This is a genomic window from Streptomyces sp. NBC_00009, from assembly GCF_045040855.1.
GTDB classification, from domain to species: Bacteria; Actinomycetota; Actinomycetes; order Streptomycetales; family Streptomycetaceae; genus Streptomyces; species Streptomyces aureus.
In genome coordinates this window covers 686,135-704,661 of the sequence record NZ_CP108312.1, presented here as the reverse complement: position 1 = coordinate 704,661, position 18,527 = coordinate 686,135, and the positions used below count along the sequence as shown (strand labels likewise).

The 18,527-nt window shown below is 68.1% G+C and carries 18 protein-coding genes and 1 pseudogene; 10 read left to right on the top strand and 9 right to left on the bottom strand.

Annotation, left to right across the window (positions count from 1 at the left end):
- Nucleotides 1-693: 693 nt before the first annotated feature.
- Entirely contained in the window at nucleotides 694-1,323 is a 630-nt protein-coding gene (locus OHA58_RS03225) for a TetR/AcrR family transcriptional regulator (protein WP_405476170.1), read from the bottom strand.
- 210 nt (nucleotides 1,324-1,533) lie between these two features.
- Between OHA58_RS03225 and OHA58_RS03220 the strand changes: the two genes are divergently transcribed.
- Together OHA58_RS03220 and OHA58_RS03215 are read left to right on the top strand one after the other, a co-directional pair.
- The gene (locus OHA58_RS03220; protein WP_405476168.1) at nucleotides 1,534-2,496 is read left to right on the top strand and encodes a zinc-binding dehydrogenase; all 963 of its coding nucleotides are present in this window, start codon (nucleotides 1,534-1,536) and stop codon (nucleotides 2,494-2,496) included.
- 70 nt (nucleotides 2,497-2,566) lie between these two features.
- A complete protein-coding gene (locus OHA58_RS03215; RefSeq protein ID WP_405476166.1) occupies nucleotides 2,567-2,788 on the top strand; it encodes a hypothetical protein in 222 nt (73 codons plus the stop codon).
- Nucleotides 2,789-2,807: 19 nt separating this feature from the next.
- On the opposite strand, the gene OHA58_RS03210 is transcribed toward OHA58_RS03215, so the two are convergent.
- The 3 genes from OHA58_RS03210 to OHA58_RS03200 all read right to left on the bottom strand — a co-directional run bounded on the left by OHA58_RS03210 (nucleotide 2,808) and on the right by OHA58_RS03200 (nucleotide 4,089).
- Entirely contained in the window at nucleotides 2,808-3,089 is a 282-nt protein-coding gene (locus OHA58_RS03210) for a hypothetical protein (RefSeq protein WP_405476164.1), read from the bottom strand.
- 359 nt (nucleotides 3,090-3,448) lie between these two features.
- The gene (locus tag OHA58_RS03205; protein WP_405484733.1) at nucleotides 3,449-3,631 is read right to left on the bottom strand and encodes an integrase core domain-containing protein; all 183 of its coding nucleotides are present in this window, start codon (nucleotides 3,629-3,631) and stop codon (nucleotides 3,449-3,451) included.
- 116 nt (nucleotides 3,632-3,747) lie between these two features.
- On the bottom strand, nucleotides 3,748-4,089 hold the full coding sequence (locus OHA58_RS03200; protein WP_405476163.1) for an integrase core domain-containing protein: 342 nt from the start codon (nucleotides 4,087-4,089) through the stop codon (nucleotides 3,748-3,750).
- 1,074 nt (nucleotides 4,090-5,163) lie between these two features.
- Here OHA58_RS03200 and OHA58_RS03195 point away from each other — a divergent pair.
- Nucleotides 5,164-5,997: an alpha/beta fold hydrolase gene (locus tag OHA58_RS03195; RefSeq protein WP_405476160.1), complete on the top strand. Its 834-nt coding sequence runs from the start codon at nucleotides 5,164-5,166 to the stop codon at nucleotides 5,995-5,997.
- Nucleotides 5,998-6,035: 38 nt separating this feature from the next.
- On the opposite strand, the pseudogene OHA58_RS03190 reads toward OHA58_RS03195, so the two are convergent.
- A pseudogene (locus OHA58_RS03190) lies at nucleotides 6,036-6,359 on the bottom strand (AMP-binding enzyme); the annotation flags it as partial.
- Between the two features lie 116 nt (nucleotides 6,360-6,475).
- Between OHA58_RS03190 and OHA58_RS03185 the strand changes: the two are divergent.
- The 4 genes from OHA58_RS03185 to OHA58_RS03170 all read left to right on the top strand — a co-directional run bounded on the left by OHA58_RS03185 (nucleotide 6,476) and on the right by OHA58_RS03170 (nucleotide 10,414).
- Nucleotides 6,476-6,634, top strand: a complete 159-nt coding sequence (locus OHA58_RS03185) for a hypothetical protein (RefSeq protein ID WP_405476158.1) — start codon at nucleotides 6,476-6,478, stop codon at nucleotides 6,632-6,634.
- Nucleotides 6,635-7,134: 500 nt separating this feature from the next.
- The gene (locus OHA58_RS03180; RefSeq protein ID WP_405476155.1) at nucleotides 7,135-8,202 is read left to right on the top strand and encodes an alkene reductase; all 1,068 of its coding nucleotides are present in this window, start codon (nucleotides 7,135-7,137) and stop codon (nucleotides 8,200-8,202) included.
- 617 nt (nucleotides 8,203-8,819) lie between these two features.
- Nucleotides 8,820-9,656: an SDR family NAD(P)-dependent oxidoreductase gene (locus tag OHA58_RS03175; protein ID WP_405476152.1), complete on the top strand. Its 837-nt coding sequence runs from the start codon at nucleotides 8,820-8,822 to the stop codon at nucleotides 9,654-9,656.
- A 92-nt stretch (nucleotides 9,657-9,748) separates the two neighbouring features.
- Nucleotides 9,749-10,414, top strand: a complete 666-nt coding sequence (locus tag OHA58_RS03170; protein ID WP_405476149.1) for a winged helix-turn-helix transcriptional regulator — start codon at nucleotides 9,749-9,751, stop codon at nucleotides 10,412-10,414.
- An 81-nt stretch (nucleotides 10,415-10,495) separates the two neighbouring features.
- Here OHA58_RS03170 and OHA58_RS03165 read toward each other — a convergent pair whose 3' ends face one another.
- From OHA58_RS03165 to OHA58_RS03155, 3 genes are all read right to left on the bottom strand, one after another.
- On the bottom strand, nucleotides 10,496-11,740 hold the full coding sequence (locus OHA58_RS03165; protein ID WP_405476146.1) for an NADH:flavin oxidoreductase/NADH oxidase family protein: 1,245 nt from the start codon (nucleotides 11,738-11,740) through the stop codon (nucleotides 10,496-10,498).
- A 153-nt stretch (nucleotides 11,741-11,893) separates the two neighbouring features.
- Nucleotides 11,894-13,459: a long-chain-fatty-acid--CoA ligase gene (locus OHA58_RS03160; RefSeq protein WP_405476143.1), complete on the bottom strand. Its 1,566-nt coding sequence runs from the start codon at nucleotides 13,457-13,459 to the stop codon at nucleotides 11,894-11,896.
- Between the two features lie 37 nt (nucleotides 13,460-13,496).
- Nucleotides 13,497-14,495, bottom strand: coding sequence for an amidase family protein (locus tag OHA58_RS03155; RefSeq protein ID WP_405476140.1), 999 nt, complete (start codon nucleotides 14,493-14,495; stop codon nucleotides 13,497-13,499).
- Between the two features lie 130 nt (nucleotides 14,496-14,625).
- Between OHA58_RS03155 and OHA58_RS03150 the strand changes: the two genes are divergently transcribed.
- Both OHA58_RS03150 and OHA58_RS03145 read left to right on the top strand, forming a co-directional pair.
- Nucleotides 14,626-15,198 carry a TetR/AcrR family transcriptional regulator gene (locus OHA58_RS03150; protein WP_405476138.1) on the top strand — a complete coding sequence of 191 codons (573 nt, stop codon included), beginning with the start codon at nucleotides 14,626-14,628 and terminating at the stop codon, nucleotides 15,196-15,198.
- A 508-nt stretch (nucleotides 15,199-15,706) separates the two neighbouring features.
- Nucleotides 15,707-16,603 carry an SDR family oxidoreductase gene (locus OHA58_RS03145; protein ID WP_405476136.1) on the top strand — a complete coding sequence of 299 codons (897 nt, stop codon included), beginning with the start codon at nucleotides 15,707-15,709 and terminating at the stop codon, nucleotides 16,601-16,603.
- Between the two features lie 31 nt (nucleotides 16,604-16,634).
- On the opposite strand, the gene OHA58_RS03140 is transcribed toward OHA58_RS03145, so the two are convergent.
- A complete protein-coding gene (locus tag OHA58_RS03140; RefSeq protein ID WP_329582256.1) occupies nucleotides 16,635-17,327 on the bottom strand; it encodes a WHG domain-containing protein in 693 nt (230 codons plus the stop codon).
- A 221-nt stretch (nucleotides 17,328-17,548) separates the two neighbouring features.
- Between OHA58_RS03140 and OHA58_RS03135 the strand changes: the two genes are divergently transcribed.
- The gene (locus tag OHA58_RS03135) at nucleotides 17,549-18,523 is read left to right on the top strand and encodes an enoyl-CoA hydratase/isomerase family protein (RefSeq protein ID WP_405476133.1); all 975 of its coding nucleotides are present in this window, start codon (nucleotides 17,549-17,551) and stop codon (nucleotides 18,521-18,523) included.
- Nucleotides 18,524-18,527 lie beyond the last annotated feature (4 nt).

The window sequence follows — 18,527 nt, the reverse complement described above, 5'->3', positions numbered from 1 at the left end:
CCGATGGGCGGGCAGCTCTTCGCGGCGGTCGACGCGGATCACGCCGATGCTGTCGGCGAATGCGGCGGGCTTGATGACGGCGGGTAGCCCAGCACCGACCTGGACAGTGACTATGCCGCCTACGCCTTCGTGTCCTCCATCGGCATCGGCGCCTGAGCGCGGGGCGGTGTGCCCTTGTGCCGACAGCCCGGCACGTCTGGGCGGGGGAGCGCGGGTGCTGCCAGGCGTGACCGCAGCCGGATGCGCGCGTTAGAACGGTGTGACCACGACGAAGCCCCGGCCCGCTCCGGTCACCGGCCGCGAGGAAACGATTCCGTCTTCGCCTGGTGAGCCGATCTTTGCGGCATTGGCCGCCCGGTGGAGTGAGCAGGGGCGTGTCGTGCCCGGCCAGGTAGACCGGGAGTGGGTCAGGCTGGCAGACAACTGCCCGTGGCCCCCATAGGCCAGCGGGTGCGGCGCCTCTTCACCCCCATCCCCGCACCCGCTGTACCGGCCGGCAGCCTCGCCGACCTGCCCGGGAACCGAGGCTGCTGGACCGGCCGGACAGGTGGGTCCCCACCCGGTCCGGCAGCCCCACCTGCCTTGACGAGTGCGGGAAGGGTGCCTGGTGTCGGCCGGGCGTGGCGTTCTAGATGATCTATTCCAAGGGGTTCAGCGGTTCGTGCGTCGAGCGTGAATACCGCTCGCCCACGGTCAGACGCTGTCCGGTGCTGCGGATGCCAGTCGTGCCCCTGGTGGTAGTGGTGCGTGCTGAGGGCAGGCTTCGAACGCCTGGATCGCCAACCCTGCGAAGCGTCGCGAGGCCATGACCTGGGTGTCGGTCGATCTGGTGTGGATCCCCTTGTTGGCCATGAGGATGAGAATGAGGTCGTCCAGGACGAAGTCGGACCGCAGGTGCCCTGCGTCCTTGGCCCGCTGGGCCAGTCCGGCGACCGCTTTCACCGTGTACTCACGGCCCGCGACATCCGGCGCCCCTGGGAAGGTCGACATGAAGGCTTCGCTGAAACCCCGATCCCGCGCGTGCAGCTCACAGATCTTCTCGATCACCAGGCACAGACCACGCCACGGATCGGGATCGGCGCACCCGTCGTCGACGATGGTGCGACATGCGCGCAACTGGTCCGCGAAGGCTTCGGTGGCCAGCACCTGCTTGGTCGGGAAGTGACGGTACAAGGTGGCAGGTCCGACCCCCGCGCGCCGCGCGATCTCCCGCATCGGTACGTCCAGGCCGTCGGCGGAAAACAGTGCTCGGGCCGCGTCGAGGATGCGCTCGCGGTTGTCCAGCGCGTCGGAACGCAGGGTGTGAGGCAAACGGTCGATCATGCTCTCACTTTACCTAAACGGACGGGGGCGTCCGTTAACGTTCAAGACGTAGCAGCTCACCGAGATCATCGGGGCGCACAGCACCGGGACCGAACCCCTGCCGCGCCGTGAACCCCCTCCCGTCGGCGGCGGCGGCGGTCGGCGGCGGCGGTCGGCGGCGGGTACTGAGCACGACGGCATTTGATCGGTCCGAGAACTTGGGAGACGACGTTGAAGGCAATCGCGATCCAGACGTACGGAGGTCCTGAAGGTCTGGCTGTTGTCGACCTGCCGGCTCCCGCACCTGCTGCCGGACAGGTGGTGATCGCCACCGAGGCCGTGGGCGTCGGTGGAGTCGATACCGTGATCCGAAGCGGGGCCCTGGCCGCCTACGGCTTCAAGGAGGGCCACATCCCGGGCAGCGAGGTGGCGGGCACCGTGACCGCGGTCGGTGACGGTGTCGACACCTCGTGGATCGGCGGGCGGGTGTGGGCCTTCACCGGCACCGGGGGAGGATACGTCGAACAGGCCCTCGCGCCGGTTGAGGAGATCGTTCCCCTGCCCGTGAACTTGTCCGCAGTCGCCGCGGTGACACTCGGCAGTTCCGGCGTGGTGGCCCACTTCGGGCTCCGCCACGCCCACTTCGCTCCCGGGGAGACGGTCCTGGTGCGTGGTGCGGCCGGCAGCATCGGGATCATGGCCGTGCAACTCGCCGCTCGCGGCGGCGCCGCCGCGGTGGCGGTCACCACCTCCTTGGCCGAGCGCGGCGAGCAACTGCGACGTCTCGGCGCGACCCACGTGCTGGACCGCTCCGGCGAAGGAGGGGAACAAGCTCCCGCAGGCTATGACGTCATCATCGACGTGGTGGCCGGCAAGGACATGCCGTCGTTCTTCGACCGGCTCAACCCGAACGGCCGCATGGTGGCCGTGGGCGCTGTCGCAGGCCAGCCACCGGCGGACTTCGGCACGAAGATCATGTCGGCGTTCCAGAAGTCGATGTCCTTCGCCGCTTTCAGCGCAGCCACCGTCACCGGAGCAGACCGGCGTGCCGTGCGGAGCGAGCAGTTCGCCGCAGCGAGCCGGGGCGAGATCGAAACAGTGGTGCACGAGGTACTACCACTGGACGCAGCCGTGCTGGCGCACCAGAAGATGGACGCGGGCGAGGTCTTCGGCAGGATCGTGCTGACACCGTAGTCGAAGGTATCCACGCCGGGCTTGCCACGATCCCCTGCGCAGTCGAGGCGAGGGAGTCCAATGTCGGTGCGTGAAGACAGAGTGGGACTCCCTCGCGACCGCGCTCTACGTGAAGACCGATGATCTGCTGAAGGGTTCGCCGCAGTTCGGGCCATGGCGGCCGGCCGTGGGCATTGCGCCGCAGCTCAGCGACGCCGACCTGCAACGCATCCTCGCCCTCACGGCCGCAATCTGGCACAACGACCACATCGACCAGCCAATCCTGCGCGCCCTGACCGCCTACGACCACTAAACCCCTTGGAATCGATCATCTAGGCGGTGTTGGCGGTGAACAGGCGTTGTGCCGTCGTGGTGGCTCCGGTCAGGCTGAGGGGGATATCGAGGTTCTTGCACGTGCGATGGGCGCGGACGAGCACGCTGAGTGTGGCGGGCGTCGGGTCGCCGGCGGGGACCTGGACGGTGACGCGGTGGGGTGTGTGGGTGTGGACGAGGGACTCGATCTCTGCGGCGGCTGCGGCCCGGGTGTTGACGTGGACGCTGTGGTGCAGGGTCACGCGCAGGACGTCGCCGTCGACGCTGTGACTGATCAGCATGATGGCCTCCGCTCGCGTGTCTTCAGGCCGTACTCCGTCCCGGCGGGCTGGCGCGGGGCTGGGCTGTCCGGCCTTTAAGGATGACAGTTGGACGGCGTTATCGCAGCTCACGGCCGCCTTCAGCAGGTCGCGTCGCACTCCCAGGCCACCCGGGGCCGGTGATCTGGACGCCGACGCGGGCGGCTGTTCGCTTGTGTGCGCGGCGATAGCGGTCCGCGCGGTGCGGGCCCGGCCCCCACCGCGCCCGCACCGCACCCCCAGGGCTGCCCGTTGGTGGCATCGAGGTTGGGACCCCGCCGCTCCGGGCAGCCCTGTGGGTGCCGATAACCCTTGTCACCCTCTATGCGACCTGCGTGTATTCATGGATCAGTCCTCCGAGCCGGTCGTGCCGGCTGATGCGGGTCTGCTCGTCTTCGGCGGGTCGTAAGGGGCGCGTGGAGACCGCCTGGAGATCCCTGGCCGAGTGATCGGTGGGGGCGATGATCGTTGTAGTAGTGGGCGTACTCGTCGACGATGAGGCGCAGATGTCGTTCGCCCGTGATCAGGATACGGTCGGTGGCCTCGCGTCGGCATGATCCCTGTGCCGCTCGAAAATACGATTCGGTGGTGTGAGCTGCGGCGAGGCCGTTAGGTCAGGCGGTTCTCTCGTACTGGTTGATCAGGCCTCCGAGGAGGCGTTAACGCCGGATCCGGTGGCCCTGCAGGTTGGTGTGACGGTGGCCGGTTCGGCGCTGTCCGGGGGCAGTTGCTGCCGGGATTGGTGGGGGCGGTGCCCGTTGTAGTGCCGGAGGTATTCGGCGAGGACCGCTGGGGCGTGGGCTTCGTTGTAGATCAGCATGCGGTCGAGGAGCTCGCGGCGTAGGGTGCCCACGACTCGCTCGCAGATGGCGTTCGCTTTGGGTGCCTGCGGTGGGTTGAGCAGGGTCTCCGCGTCGTTGGCCTCGAAGGTGCGGGTGTACTTGCTGTCCCGGTCTCGGAGGAGGAAGCGCGGCGACTCCAACTGGCGCCCGTCCCTGCGTCATGGCAAGGTTCCTGGCTTGCTGAACGGTCCACGCGGCGGTGGGGTGGGCGGTGACGCCGGCGAGGTGGACGCGGCGGGTGCTGTGTTCGTTGAAGATCAGGGCGTACGGGCGCTTGAGCGAGATGGTGTCCAGGTGCAGGAAGTCGGCGGCGATGATGCCGTGGGCCTTGGCGGTCAGGAACTGCCGCCAGGTCGGGCCGGAGTGCTGCGGGGCGGGGGTGATGCCGGCTGCGTGGAGGATTTCCCAGACGGTGGACGGGGCGATCGGGTAGCCGAGGCGGGCGAGTTCGCCCTGTATCCGGCGGTGGCCCCAGTTGCTGTTCTCTCGGGCCAGGCGCGGGATGAGTTGCTTGATGGTGGGTGTGGTGGACGGTCTGCCGGGGCGGTGGTGCCGGGTGAATGTCCATTTCCTGGCGATGAGTTCTCGGTGCCAGGTCAGCAGTGTGGTGGGGGGTGACCGTGAAGGTCTGGCGCCAGCGCTCGCGCGGGACGAACCGCGAGAGCGCGGCGAGCCAGATCTGGTCTGCGGGCTCGTAGCGGACCCGGGCGATCTGACGGCGCAGGAGCGCGTTCTCCTGTCGTAACGCGAGGGCTCTGCGTTTTGGCCACGCGGCTGCGCAGTGCGACTGTGGGGCACCGTGATCAGATTGCGCGAATCAGCGCGGTGACGGTGGACAGGGGCATCGAAGGATCGTCGCAGGTGCTGTGCGGGCCAGTCTTCTGGTCTGGGAACTGCCAGGTCAGGCCCAGAATCGTGTTTTCGAGCGGCATAGGTAGGGCTGGGACCGGAGGTCGTCCTGCCGGCCGGCCCGAGCCGCGCGACTCCCTGCTGATGCGAGCAGCACCCGGCCCGGATCGCCGCCTCATGCGGCGGACCACGGGCAAGCTTGCACGTCTTCCCCTACGGGCACCTGGGACTCGTCGCCATGACCGAAGACCTCGGCCTGCCTGTCCCACGCTTCCTGCTCGACGCACCACGCCGCTTTGCAGTACAGTCGTAATATAAAGAATCGAGAATCCTGCCGCAGGAGAACCCCAACGAAAGGACCGGTCGTGGTCACTTGGAAAGATGTCCCCACCCAGTACGTCGACGTCAACAGCGTGCGCTTCGCCTACCGAGAGCTGGGTGCCGACTCGGAGGTGCCGGTGGTATTCCTGCACCACTTCACCGCCGTCATGGACGACTGGGACCCCCGGGTCGTCGACGGGATCGCAGCCCAACACCGCGTCATCGCCTTCGACAACCGGGGCGTCGGCGCCACTGGCTCGACGGTACCGGCGGACCTGGAGCAGATGGGGACAGACGCGATCGCCTTCATCCGCGCCCTCGGACACGACAAGGTAGATCTGTTCGGCTTCTCGATTGGCGGTGCGGTGGCGCAGATGGTCGCCCTGCAGGCGCCTGACCTGGTACGCCGCATGGTTGTCGCCGGCTCCGGCCCTCGCGGCGGCGGCGGCATCTGGAAGATGCCCTTCATCGTCGGCGGCGCCTACCTGAAGGCCGCAGTGGCCCGCAAGGACCCGCGCCACTTCCTCTTCTTTCCGCGCAATGCCGAGGGCAAGAGGGCAGCCAACGCCTACTTCGAGCGACTGGCCGAGCGCACTACCGACCGTGACAAGCCCATCTCACAGCAGGCGCAGCTGGCGCAGTTGCGCGCGATCACCACCGCCGGGATGCACGCAGCCGACGACCTGTCGGCCATCAAGATCCCGGTCTTCGTCGCGAACGGCGACCACGACCTGATGGTCGCCAGCGAGCACTCCGCCGGCATGGCTCGCCGGCTGCCGGACGCCACCCTCCAGATCTACCCCAACTCGGGCCACGGCGGGGTTTTTCAGCACCACGAGACGTTCGTCCCGCAGGTGCTCGAGTTCCTGGCCAACTGATCGGCTCCTGACCTGCACGTGCACTCATAAGTCAGGCAGGACGCCACCGCACCGACGCGTGCCCGAACCAGTTCAATGAGCTCGCGCGTGACGTCATCGCGGTCGCGGTCCGCCGCACTCGCCTTCAGCACGACCAGCCCGAGGGGCAATCCACCCTTCAGTGCGTCCGCGGTCCCGATCACCGCACACTCGGCGACGTCTGGATGTACCGCCAACACCTCTTCGATGGCGCCGGTGGAGAAGCGGTGCCCGGCGACATTGATGACGTCGTCGGTGCGGCCAAGCACCCAGACGTCACCGTCGGCATCCACGTGGCCGCCGTCGCCTGTGCGGTAGCAGCCGGGAAAGGCGTCCACGTACGCCTCGCGCGGTCTCGTCGTCCTGAAAGCCGGGCCACGAACCGAGCGAGGTCGAGGCCGAACTCGTCCAGCTCGTACGCGAACGCGACGCCGTCGCCTCCCTCAAGGGCGTCGCGGTCGTGGCCGCCCTGCCCAAGACCCGCTCGGGAAAGATCCTGCGCAAGACGATGCGCGGCATCGCCGACGGCCACGACGAACCCATCCCCTCCACCGTGGACGACCCCAGCGCCATCGAGGCCCTGCGCCCCGTTCTCCACCGCGCAGACCACACCCCATGAACGCCGGCTGACGGCCTGGCCGACAGTGGGCAAGCGCGTACTCCGGACTCCGCGGGGGCAGGCCGCCCGGCCCGGGTGGGCGGACCACGGCAGCTTCGGCTTCGGGTCGGTCGCCCTTGATCGCCACCACGGTCGGTGGACGGGGACCTGCCACACCTCGGGCCGGACCGCCAGGGACGTGTCGGGCCCCACCGGTCGCGCCGACCCCCGGGTTCTTGCGACAGCCCGAAGCGCCCTACGCCGACCCGACCGACAGCGTCGACGCGCCACAGACTCCTCGGCTCACCCAGCGATCGCGCTTGAACCTGCCAGCCGCATCCCATAGAATTACGATCGTAATTCGATGGTGGTGTCGATGACGTGTTGGCCGACACCGCTCATGACGGGCGCGCCATCGGGCTCAGAGACAGGACGGCACAGGGTCTCCACCCGGTCGTCCACGCCCACCCGTTGACCGCCCCATCGTGGCCGTCCGCCCCCCATAACCTGAGGAATCACCCATGCTCAACGCCCTGTGGAACCCGACCGTCGCCGGAGAGATCCCCCTGCCCCACCGGCTGGCCATGGCCCCCCTGACCCGCAGCCGGGCTACCCCGGAAGGGGTACCGACCGAGCTGAACGCCGAGTACTACGCACAGCGCGCCTCGCACGCGCTCATCATCACCGAGGGCACCCAGCCCTCCGCCGACGGACAGGGCTACCCGGTGACCCCGGGCATCCACACGGTGGAGCACATCGCGGGCTGGCGGAAGGTCACCGACGCCGTACACAAGGCCGACGGACGCATCGTCATCCAGCTGATGCACGCCGGGCGAATCTCCCACCCCGACAACACCCCCCACCACCGGCAGCCTGTAGCCCCCTCCGCGATCAAGCCGACCGGCCTCACGTTCACCGCCTCCGGACCACAGGAGATGCCGGTGCCGCGCGAGCTGTCCACCGAGGAGGTCGCCGCGACGGTCGACGACTTCCGGCGCGCCGCCGCGGCCGCCATCTCGGCCGGCGCCGACGGCGTCGAGATCCACGGGGCCAACGGCTACCTGGTCAACCAGTTCCTCTTCCCCAGCGCCAACCAGCGCACCGACCAGTACGGCGGCTCCCTCGACAACCGCATCCGCTTCGCCGTCGAGGTCGCCACGGCCGTGGCCGAGGAGATCGGCGCCGGCCGCACCGGCATCCGGATCTCTCCCGGCAACCCCTTCCAGCTCAACGACCTCACGGAGAACGACCCCCACGAGCTCTACCCGCACCTCCTGCGCGCCCTCGCGCCCCTCGATCTCGCCTACCTGCACATCGGCCACGGCGGCGACGACGAACTCCTGCACACCCTCCGCAAGCTCTGGCCGACCACACTGCTCCTCAACCGCGCCGGCACGGACATAGCCACCCGCGCCAAGGACATCGAAGACGGCCTGGCCGACGTCATCACCGTCGGCAGCATGGCCCTCGCCAACCCCGACCTCGTCGAGCGCGTACGTGCCGACGCTCCGCTGAACACCCCTGACCCCGCCACCTTCTACGGCGGCGGCGAGGCCGGCTACACCGACTACCCCACCTACGCCGCCTGACGAAGAGCACCCGGCGCCGAGAGAATCCTCCCGGCGCCTCGACAAGCCGGCGGCGCACGGCGGCCCGACGACCCGAGGAGCTACGGGCCGCCACCGGCGTGCGCCGCAGCCGTGTCACCTCGTACCCCAGGCGTTCTGCGCCGAGTCGAGGGAGGGCGGCATCACTGCACACACATCACCCTCCACAGGTCAACAGCTGAGAGGGAGGAGACGTCGGTGCGCAGGGGAAAAGGTCCCATGCACCGGCCGCCGCTGAGGGTCACCCTCCGCCATCGCATCGATGAACGCACCGCCCAGCGCGGCCTCCGTTTCGACGATCAGCCCATGCACTCCACAGTGGGGCCCCACGCAACGGCCAGGAGTTCACGGCGCAGCAACTCACATGCGCCGATGGCCGGTTCGGCCATGAACCGATCCAGCACGGTGACTATACATTTCGTATAGCACTTGCTAGCGTCCGCTTAATTACGAAGGCGTCGCTGGGCGGTCAACGTGTGCTCACAACGGGAGCGGCACGCCGACGGTGACCGCGAAGTCCCGCCCCTCGGCCCCGAATTCGGACGCCGCACTGAACGTGGACGCGGACAAAACCCCATGACTGAAGACGAGGCATCCGCATGACTGAATACGAACTCGCCGACAAGGTCGTACTCATCACCGGCGGCACCGGCGGGCTCGGCAGCGCGACGGCTCGGGCTCTCCTCGCCCGCGGCGCACGGGTCGGCATCGTGGATATGCATCCGAACACGCCGGAGAACGCAGCACGCATCTCACCGTCCGGCGTCGCCGGCTTCACTGCAGACGTCTGTGACCGCGAGGCACTCAACGATGCCGTAGCCCACATATGTGAGCGGTTCGGGCGGATCGACGTCGTGATCGCGAACGCCGGCATCATGGGGCATGGCTCCACGCTTCGCACCATGCCCGCACCCGCGATCGACAAAGTACTGGCCGTGAACGTCAACGGTGCTATCAACACCGTGAACGCGGCGATGAAGCAGATCGTCGCCAACCAGGGGCAGGTCGTGCTGATCAGTTCGGTATTCGCTTTCCTCAATGGCATGGGGGCGATTCCCTACGCCATGAGCAAGGCCGCGGTTGAGCAGCTCGGACGCGGACTCCGAGTGGAGCTTGCCCAGCACGGCGCTTCTGCCACCACCGCCTACTTCTCGCTGATCCAGACGGACATGATCAGAAACGGCGTCGACGAGAACCCGACGATCGGCAAGCTCCTGTCCAGGACAACGCCGCGACCGCTGCGCAAGCGCCTTGAACCGGACCAGGCTGCCCATGCCATCGTGCATGCCATCGAGCACCGTTCACCCCGCGTGTTCCGGCCGGCGCGCTGGACACCGCTGTCCGTCTTGCGAGGGGTGATCAACCCGGCAATCGACGCGCGTCTGGCACGTGATCTCAAAGTACGCGCGCTGCTCGGCAAGCTCGAAGGACGTTGAGTTCGGTAGCCGCTGTCGTACGGGGGCCAGGTCGGATGGAACGCCCTGGCCCTCGCGTTGGCCCGTCAGAACCTGTCAGTAGAGTGGAACGCATGGGTGCGGTACGCAGATACGGGCAGGCCTGCCCACTCGCCACGGCGATGGACGTGCTCGGCGAGCGTTGGACCGTACTCATACTCCGCGAGCTGTTGCTGGGCCCGAAGCGGTTCACCGAGATCCTCGGTCGCATGCCGTCGATCGGACCGAATCGCCTCACCGACCGGCTTCGCGCTCTGCACGCGATCGGCGTCGTCTCCAAGGCCGAGCCGACGCCGGAGTACACCCTGACCGAGTTCGGCGAAGGGCTGAGAACCCCGATCATCGGACTCGGACTGTGGGGCCTGGGCCTGATGAGCAACGGTGTCGATCCGTCGACTGCTCGGACGGACATGGTGGCGCTGTGCATGACCGTGGCGATCGCACCCGGTCGGCTGGCCGGCCTCGCTCTTGAGTGCGACGTCGATGCCGGTGAACGGTTCTCCATGACCGTCGGCGACGGTGCGCTCCAGGTCCGGTCCGTACCGTCACTCGCAGCGTCGCCCACCACTGTGGCCTGCGACGCAGGAACGTTCATCGCGCTGTCGCTCGGGAATGAGAAGCCGTCCGCCGCCACCGAGTCCGGCCGCCTCGCAGTGGACGGCGACGCCGAGGCGGTCAATCACCTCTTCGCGTCCTTCGCCGAGGCGGCCCGACGGTTCACCACTGACCGGTTGGCCTGATCAGGCATCGCCGAGCGGGCTGGTGCTACCCGCGGCGATCGTAAGGTCGTCGCGGGCAGCACCAGCGAGCCCGAGCGGGCCTCAGGCCCCGCGCTTGCGACGGAAGGACGTCCTGCCGTTGCGCCGCACCATCGAGACAGTGGTGGCCAGACGACCGCGGCGCAGGTCGGGTTCGAGTCCGGCGCCCAGTCGGTGCAGCTGGTCGGCGTGCCAGCTGAGGTCGAGCACGCCGTCGAGTGCCTTGATGTCGGCGACCTTGCCGAGCACGCGGCGCATCCCGTAGCGCATCTGGTGTGCGACGACTGCCTCGGCGCGCCCCGTGAGGATCACATCGGCGGCATCGGGCGTCGTGGCCGTGGGCCGCCCGATGCCGACGACGTCGCACTCTCCGGCGGCGACGGCGGCCGCCATTCCGTCGCGGGAGCGGAAGCCACCCGTGACCGCGATCGGGATGTCGCCCACCAGGCCGCGCACCGTGCGGGCGTACTCCAGGAAGTAGGCCTCACGGGCGCGCGTCGACGCCGCTGCGGAACCCGCCATCGCCGGCGATTCGTAGTTGCCGCCGCTGACCTCGATCATGTCGAGTCCTTCCCGCGCCAGGGCCGCGACGACCGAGCGGGAATCCTCCTCGGTGAAGCCACCGCGCTGGAAGTCGGCCGAGTTGAGCTTGACGGCGACGGCAAAGCCCGGTGACACCCGTGACCGTACGCGGCGCACGACCTCGAGGACGAAGCGCATGCGCCGCTCGGGGTCGCCGCCCCACTCGTCGTCGCGCCGGTTCGACAGCGGGGAGAGGAACTGGTTGACCAGGTATCCGTGAGCTCCGTGCACCTGCACCCCGGCGAAGCCGGCCGTCTCGCACACCGCCGCCGCGGTCGCGAACCGCTCGATGATGTCCTCGATCTGCGCGGACGTCAGCTCGCGTGGCTTGGCGGCGCCGGGCAGGTTGAGCGGGATCGGGCTGGGCGCAACCGGGGTGTGCCCGAGTGCGAGCATGTTGGCCTGGCGGCCGGGATGGTTGAGCTGCACCCAGGTCGGGATGCCGGCGTCCTTGGTCGCCGCGGCCCATCGCGTGAGCGCGGCGAGGTCGCGGTCGTCCTCGATAACGACGTTGCCCGGCTCGCCGAGTTGGGTGCGGTCGACCATGACGTTGCCGGTGATGATCAGTCCGTACCCGCCCCTGCTCCAGGTCCGGTAGAGCTGTTCGAGGCGATGGTCCGGGGCGTTGCGCTTGTCGGCGAGTGCCTCGCTCAACGCGGACTTCATGATCCGGTTCGGCAGCACCTGGCCGTTGGGCAGGGTCAGGTGGTCGTGAAGGGACGTCATGGGCGGGTTTCCTTCGGTCGGGGTGAGTGGGTGGGCAGGGGTGTGCAGGTGCCTTGAGCAGACGGGCGCCGACCGGCTCGATCCGCGACCTCGGCCGAGTCGCCCGAACGCCGATGAGCGCCGATGAGCGCCGACGTTGTTCGACCGGGCCGGTCAGGTGAGTTGGCGCTTGAGGATCTTGCCGGTGGAGGTCAGGGGCAGTTCGTCGACGAACTGGACGACGCGCGGGTACTTGTACGCGGCGAGCCGCTCCTTCGCCCAGGCGGCGAGCTCCTCCTCGGTCGTGGCGCTTCCGGCCTTCTTCACCACGACGGCCTTGATCTCCTCGCCGTGGGATTCGTGCGGTACGCCGATGACGGCGACCAGCGAGACGGCGGGGTGCTCCATGAGCACCTCCTCGAGCTCGCGCGGGTAGACGTTGAAGCCGCCGCGGATGATCATGTCTTTGGACCGGTCGACGATGTAGTAGAAGCCGTCCTCGTCCTTGCGGGCGAGGTCGCCGGAGCGGAACCAGCCCTCCCTGATCGTCTCGGCCGTCGCCTCGGGCCGTTTGTAGTAGCCCTTCATGACGTTGTGTCCCTTGATCGCGATCTCCCCGATCTCGTCGGGGCCGCCCGTGACCTCGGACCAGTCGTCGCGGATGAGCTTCATCTCCACACCCCGGATCGGCACCCCGATCGACCCGACGCGGGGTTTTTCGCCGAACCGGGAGAAGGACGCGATCGGGGAGGTCTCGGACAGTCCGTATCCCTCGAGGATCGTGACTCCGAAGCGTTCCTCAAACTGCTTGTGGATCTCGGCGGGGAGCGCTGAGCCACCGGCCACTGCCACGCGAAGGTTCGCGGCCAGGCGGGCGACGTCGACCTTCTCGTCGAGTGCCGCGAGAAGACCCCAGTACATCGTCGGGACCCCGGCGAAGAACGTCACGTCGTGGGTGAGCATGAGACGCAGGGCGGCCTGCGCCTCGAACCTCGGCTGCATCACGATCGTGCCGCCGAAGGCGAAGGCGCCGTTCTGGATGACGGTCTGGCCGAAGGCATGGAACAGCGGCAGCACACACAGGTAGGTGTCGGGGCGCTCGGAATCGGCCGCGAACAGGTCGATGCCGATGAGCGCGTTCTCGTACACGTTGCGGTGCCGCAGCTCCGCGCCCTTGGGGTGACCGGTCGTGCCGGACGTGTAGAGGACCACCGCGGTGTCGTCGTCGTCGCGTTCGACCGTCCGGAACGTCACGGGCTGCTCGGCTACGACCGAGGCGTACGACTCCGGCGTCTCGCCCCCGGACCATGGCGCGCCGCCGCTCTCGATCAGGAAGAACTCGGTGCAGCCCTCGGTGGCCTGGAACCCCTCCCACGCGGCCTGCCCGATCGCCAGCTCCGGCGTGCCCTCGAAGGCGAAGTACGCCTTCGCGTCGGAGTCGGCGAGGTGGTACGCGACCTCGCGGGCCTTCAGCAGCACGTTCAGCGGTACGACCGCGGCACCCGCCTTGAGGATGCCGAAGTAGATGCTGGAGAAGTGGGGCAGGTTGGGGCAGGACACGGCGACCTTGTCACCCGGCTGGATCCCGCGGGAGACGAGCAGGTTCGCGACACGGTTGGCAGCGGAGTCGAGGGCGTCGTACGTGATCCGGTCGTCACCGAAGATGATCGCGGTGCGCTCCGGGTGGCGGGACGCGGAATCCGTCAGCAGTCGTGACACGTTGCGGCTCGGGCTGAGCATCATTGCTCTCCTGGTTCTCGGGGTGTGTGCGGTCGGTCTAGGCGAACGCCGGAGGCGGCACGAAGCCCTCCACTTCGCGACTCAGCAGAGCGGCGCACTCGATGATGGTGAGATCGCCTCCGCTCGGGCCCATGGCCTGCAGCCCGATGGGCAGTCCGTTCCTGCCCTTGCGCACCGGGATGGTCGTCGCCGGACCGCCGGAGACGTTGGCGACGGCGTTCCACTTGATCTGGTCCCAGTAAGGACGTCGCACACCGTCGACTTCGTAGGGCCGCCCGAACCGGTCGATCAGTTTGTTGTGGTGGGCGGGGGCGGCCGTCGGGGGGTGATTCGATGCGATGTCGACGGGGAGACTCGCGGGCCGGATCGTGACTTTCACGTCGGCCGCCCGCAGCGCAGTGACCGCGTCGTCCACGGCTGCGGCGACGTCGCTGCCCACCGGACACGAGGGATCCTCGCCCCAGACGGCGACCCGGAAGTCCGAGAGCTTGGTCGCACGCGGCGGTGCGAGCATGTAGCTGAAGCCGGCGTCATGGTCGGCCGTCCCAGCTGCCGCCCGGAGGATCGGAACGAGGTCGCGTGCGTCGCGGACCTGCGCGCCGCCGCAAGCCATGTCGGCGTCCGTCCACCAGCCCATACCCGGGCCGTAGGGGACATGCCCGCTGAGGGGGACCGACCGCCAGGTTGACTTGTGCCCGTACAGGCCGTTGAAGTGGGCGGGGATCCTGGTCGACCCGCCGATGTCCGAGCCGAAGTCAAACGCCGCAAGGCCCGCGGCGGTGACGACGGCGCCGCCTCCGGCGGACCCGCCGGAGGTCCGGGTCGTGTCCCACGGATTCAATGAGGGACCGAACACCGCGTTGTCGGCCTGGACGTCCTGATTGCCCGGCGGCATGTTGCTCTTCCCCATGATCACGGCACCGGCCGAACGGCGCCCGCGGCGAAGGTAGAGCTCGACGAGCTCCCGGCTCGAGATCTCACCCGCGGCCAGCGCGCGTGACTGATCCACGGCGGACTGGGAGGGAACGTCACTCACGGCATGCCTCATCTCGGGCAGTGGCAGATCAGCTGCGAATTATCTGTCACTCATAATATTACGTGCGTCAGACCATAGATTAGGATGGGGTGCGGGGCAATGGCCCACGTGGAGCGGATGGAGGAAGCCCATGGCGCGCTACGCCAAGGAGCACAAGCAGGTGACGCGGCAACGGATCATCGAGAAGGCCGGCCACCGGTTCAAGCAGGACGGCATCGACGGCTCGGGCATCTCCACGCTGATGTCGGATGCCGGGCTCACCAACGGAGCCTTCTACGCCCACTTCGCGTCCAAGGACGACCTCGTCGCCAACGTCGTCGCCGACCAACTGCACACGCAGGTGGCGAGGTACAGCACGCTGCGACCCGGCCGCCCGGGACTCGAGGACCTCCTTCGCGAATATCTGTCGCCCGAGCACCGGGACCACCCCGACGTCGGATGCCCCTCCGCCGCCCTGCTCGACGAGATCGGCCGCTGCGGGGACGTGACCAAGCAGGCTTACGCCGATGGCGCGAGGGCAATCGTGGAAGAGATCGCCGCCCGCCTGGCACCTGAGGACCCGCGGTCCGCTCGTGGTAAGGCCATCGGACTCTTCACCATGATGGTGGGAACGTTGCAACTGTCCCGCGCCCTCTCCGACCGGAGGTTCGCCGACGAGGTGCTCGAGCAGGGAATTGAGAACGCCCTCGCCTTCGTACGCTGAGGGGGACGGTCAATACGCGGCAGGGCGGCCGCCTGCCTCCGGCGCCATGCGTGAGGACGCCGAGCCCGAACGCGACGACGGCGCCGTGGCCCCGAGCGGGAAGGCTCACAGCTGCCCACGCAGTCACCGCGCACTCACCGCACCGTATGCAGCCCGTTCGCGCTGGGCCTTCGCCGTCGAAGTAGTCGAAGTAGGGGTCGTCGACGGTCTTTCCCGGCTCGCCGAAGAGCACGCCGGGGGGAGAGAGCTCGAAGGTGTCCGGGACACCGAGGGACTCACTGAGCCGCTTGGTCAGCCCCATCGAAACCGACAGCCCGCCGCCGTCCGGGGAATGCAACCGGCTGCCGGCCTCCGACGGCGCAGCCCGAGCCGGCTCCGGCCCTTCTGGGCTGCCCTCCATCGGGGTACCGGAACGGTCCATACGATTCCGCGACCCGCGTAGCTGTCGCTCCGTCCCGGTGTAGGCGACCTATTGCACCCGTGCAATAACGAAGTTATGTTACGGGTCATGAAACAAGACTTGGTAGGTCGAAGGCTGGTTGTAACCGGAGCGGCACGCGGCATCGGCGAGAAGGTGGCCCGCCTGGCCGTCGCCCGAGGCGCTCGTGTGACCCTGATCGGTCTGGAGCCCGATCGACTGCGCGACCTCGCCGATGATCTCGGCCCCGCCGCTTCCTGGCACGAGGCCGATGTGCGCGACGGTACCGCTCTACGCTCGGCGATCGATGAGGCTGCGGAGGTCATGAGTGGCATCGACCTCGTCGTCGCCAATGCCGGCGTCGTGGCGTACGGGACGGTGCGACAGACGGACGAGGCGTCGTTCGAGCGAGTCCTGGACATCAATCTGAACGGCGTCTTCCGCACCCTCAAGTACGCGACACCCCATCTGGAGCGGAGCCGGGGCCACGTGCTGGTCGTGGCGTCCGCGCTGTCCTTCATGCCGCTGGCCGCGATGGCCTCTTACGGCGCGAGCAAGGCCGCGACCGAGCTGCTTGCCCTGACTTACCGCCAGGAGGTGGCGCACCTCGGGGTCACGGTCGGCCTGGTGCACCCCTCCTGGATCGACACGGACCTTGTGCGGGGCGCCGAGGTGGACCTCCCGTCGTTCCAGGGCCTGCGTCGACGGTTGCCCTATCCGGGCAACGTCACCACGAGTGCCGAGCGGGCGGCTGCCGCGATCGTCGACGGGCTCGTGCGCCGACGCAGCCGCGTATACGTCCCGCGTGCAGTCGTCGTGGCCAACTGGGCGAAGGCGGCGCTCAATTCGCCGCCGGCCTGGCCCTGGGCGAGGCGCTTCGCGGCCCGGGCGGTTCCATCCCTCGAACGGGAAGTCGCTGCGTTGGGGAGGCATGACCAACTCACGCCAGGTACCGATGCCCCCGCTGCGGAGCCCAGGTCGTCATAGCTACGCACCGCGTGCCCAACCACCCGACTTTTTACTGGCCTTGAAGGCCTTGAACGATCGAGTCGTAGAGGCGGGCGCCTGCCTGGTGCGAGGCCTCAGCACGTTCCCGTTCGTCACCCAACCCGACCGAGAAGTTCACACCCATCGGCAGGAGCACCTGCACCATCGCGTCCTCGAACTCGACGAAGTGCTCGGCCAACTCGAGGGTGATGTAACCGTGGACCAGACTCCACAACTGAGCGGCTATGACCTCGGGTTCCTGCCGCTGGGCCCTGCCGGAGCGGACGAGCCGTCCACACGCTGCCGTGACATGAGCGTGCGCGTCGCGGAAAGCCGGCGAATGCCCACTCAGACGAATGTCCGCATCCGACAGCGGCCGGTATGTCGCGCGAGTGGACAGGCCGAACATCAGGTCGTACAAGTGAGGGTTCTCGCGGGCCACTCGACGGCAGGTCAAGGCCATGGCAAAGAGATCCGCGAGTGGGTCCTCGGTAACCGGGACCTGGGCAAACGCCGCACCAAGTTCCTTGAACCCACGGTCGGCGACGGCTCGCATCAGTTCGGGGATCCCACCGAAGTGGCTGTAGACCACCATCGTCGACAGTCCGCTCGCGGACGCCACCGTACGTGCCTTGATGGCCGACGGCCCCTGCTCGGCCAGCAGGCCGATGGCGGCCTGCACAAGCCGCTCTGGCGCGTCATCGAGCCTCGCCCGCCCTGACATGTCTCCCACGCCTCCACTGTTGGCACTGCCTGCTGTTGACACTGTCTGAATAACTTGGTTATCTGACTGTTCACGGCAATGATACACGTCACGAGTGATGTGCCGTTTCGGACCAAGGCGCGCGTGTCTGGACTCGCCATCGCGCGCCGTCCTGAATGCCTGGCGTCGGTATCCACGCCACCACGCACTTTCCTCTCCCCACGAATCAGGGAGCAGCATCCATGCGATACAAAGACAAGGGCCATCTGGAGATCGAGGACCGCGGAGCCGTCCTGGTCATCCGGGTCGACGGCGGCCCGCACGGCGTTTTCGGCCTCGACGTCGCCAACCAGCTGGACAAGCTGGTGGACCGGGTCGACCGCGATCCGGGCATCCGTGCCGTCGTCTTGACCGGGGCACATCCCGAGCGGTTCGTCAGCCATGCCGCAGTGCAGTGGCTGCAGGAGGAGGGCGCCGCCAGCCCTACGGTGGGCCGGCGCGCCGCCTCCGCCGTGGTACGCGTGGCCAAGCGCGTAAACCAAGCCCGTGTTCTGGAGCCTGTGGTGAGCAGGACCCCGCTGCGGGGAGCTCTCCAACTCGAGCGTCTGCACGCCACGTTCCTGCGGATGAACGCCAGCGGAGTCATCTTCGTCGCCGCCCTCAACGGTTCCGCTCTCGGCCTCGGCGCGGAATTCGCCTGGGCTTGCGATCTGCGGGTTATGGCCGACGGGGACTTCTTCATCGGCCAGCCGGAGATCCTCCTGGGCATCATTCCGGGCGGTGGCGGTACCCAGCGGCTGACCCGCCTGATCGGCACCCATAGGTCCCTGGTCGCCATCCTTGAGGGCAAGCCATTCACACCCGAGGAGGCTCTCGCCAACGGTGCCGTCGACGAGGTCGTGCCCCAGGACGAGGTTGTCACAAGAGCGACCGCACTCGCGGAACACCTGGGCGCACGATCCAAGGGATCCGTCGCGGCTGCCAAGCGATCGGTGTACTTCGGTGGCTCGTTGTCACTCCAGGACGGGCTGCACATCGAGCGCACCGAGTTCTTCACCAGAGTCATGTCGAAGGAGGGGCAGGAACTCATGCTCGACTACATCGCGACGACCGAGGCCACCGGCGAGCTCCCGCTCTACAACCCGGACACGTACGCACAAGCGCTCGCCTCGGGCAGCGTGCCCAGGCACCGCTCGACGAAGACTGAGCGGCGGTGAGCCG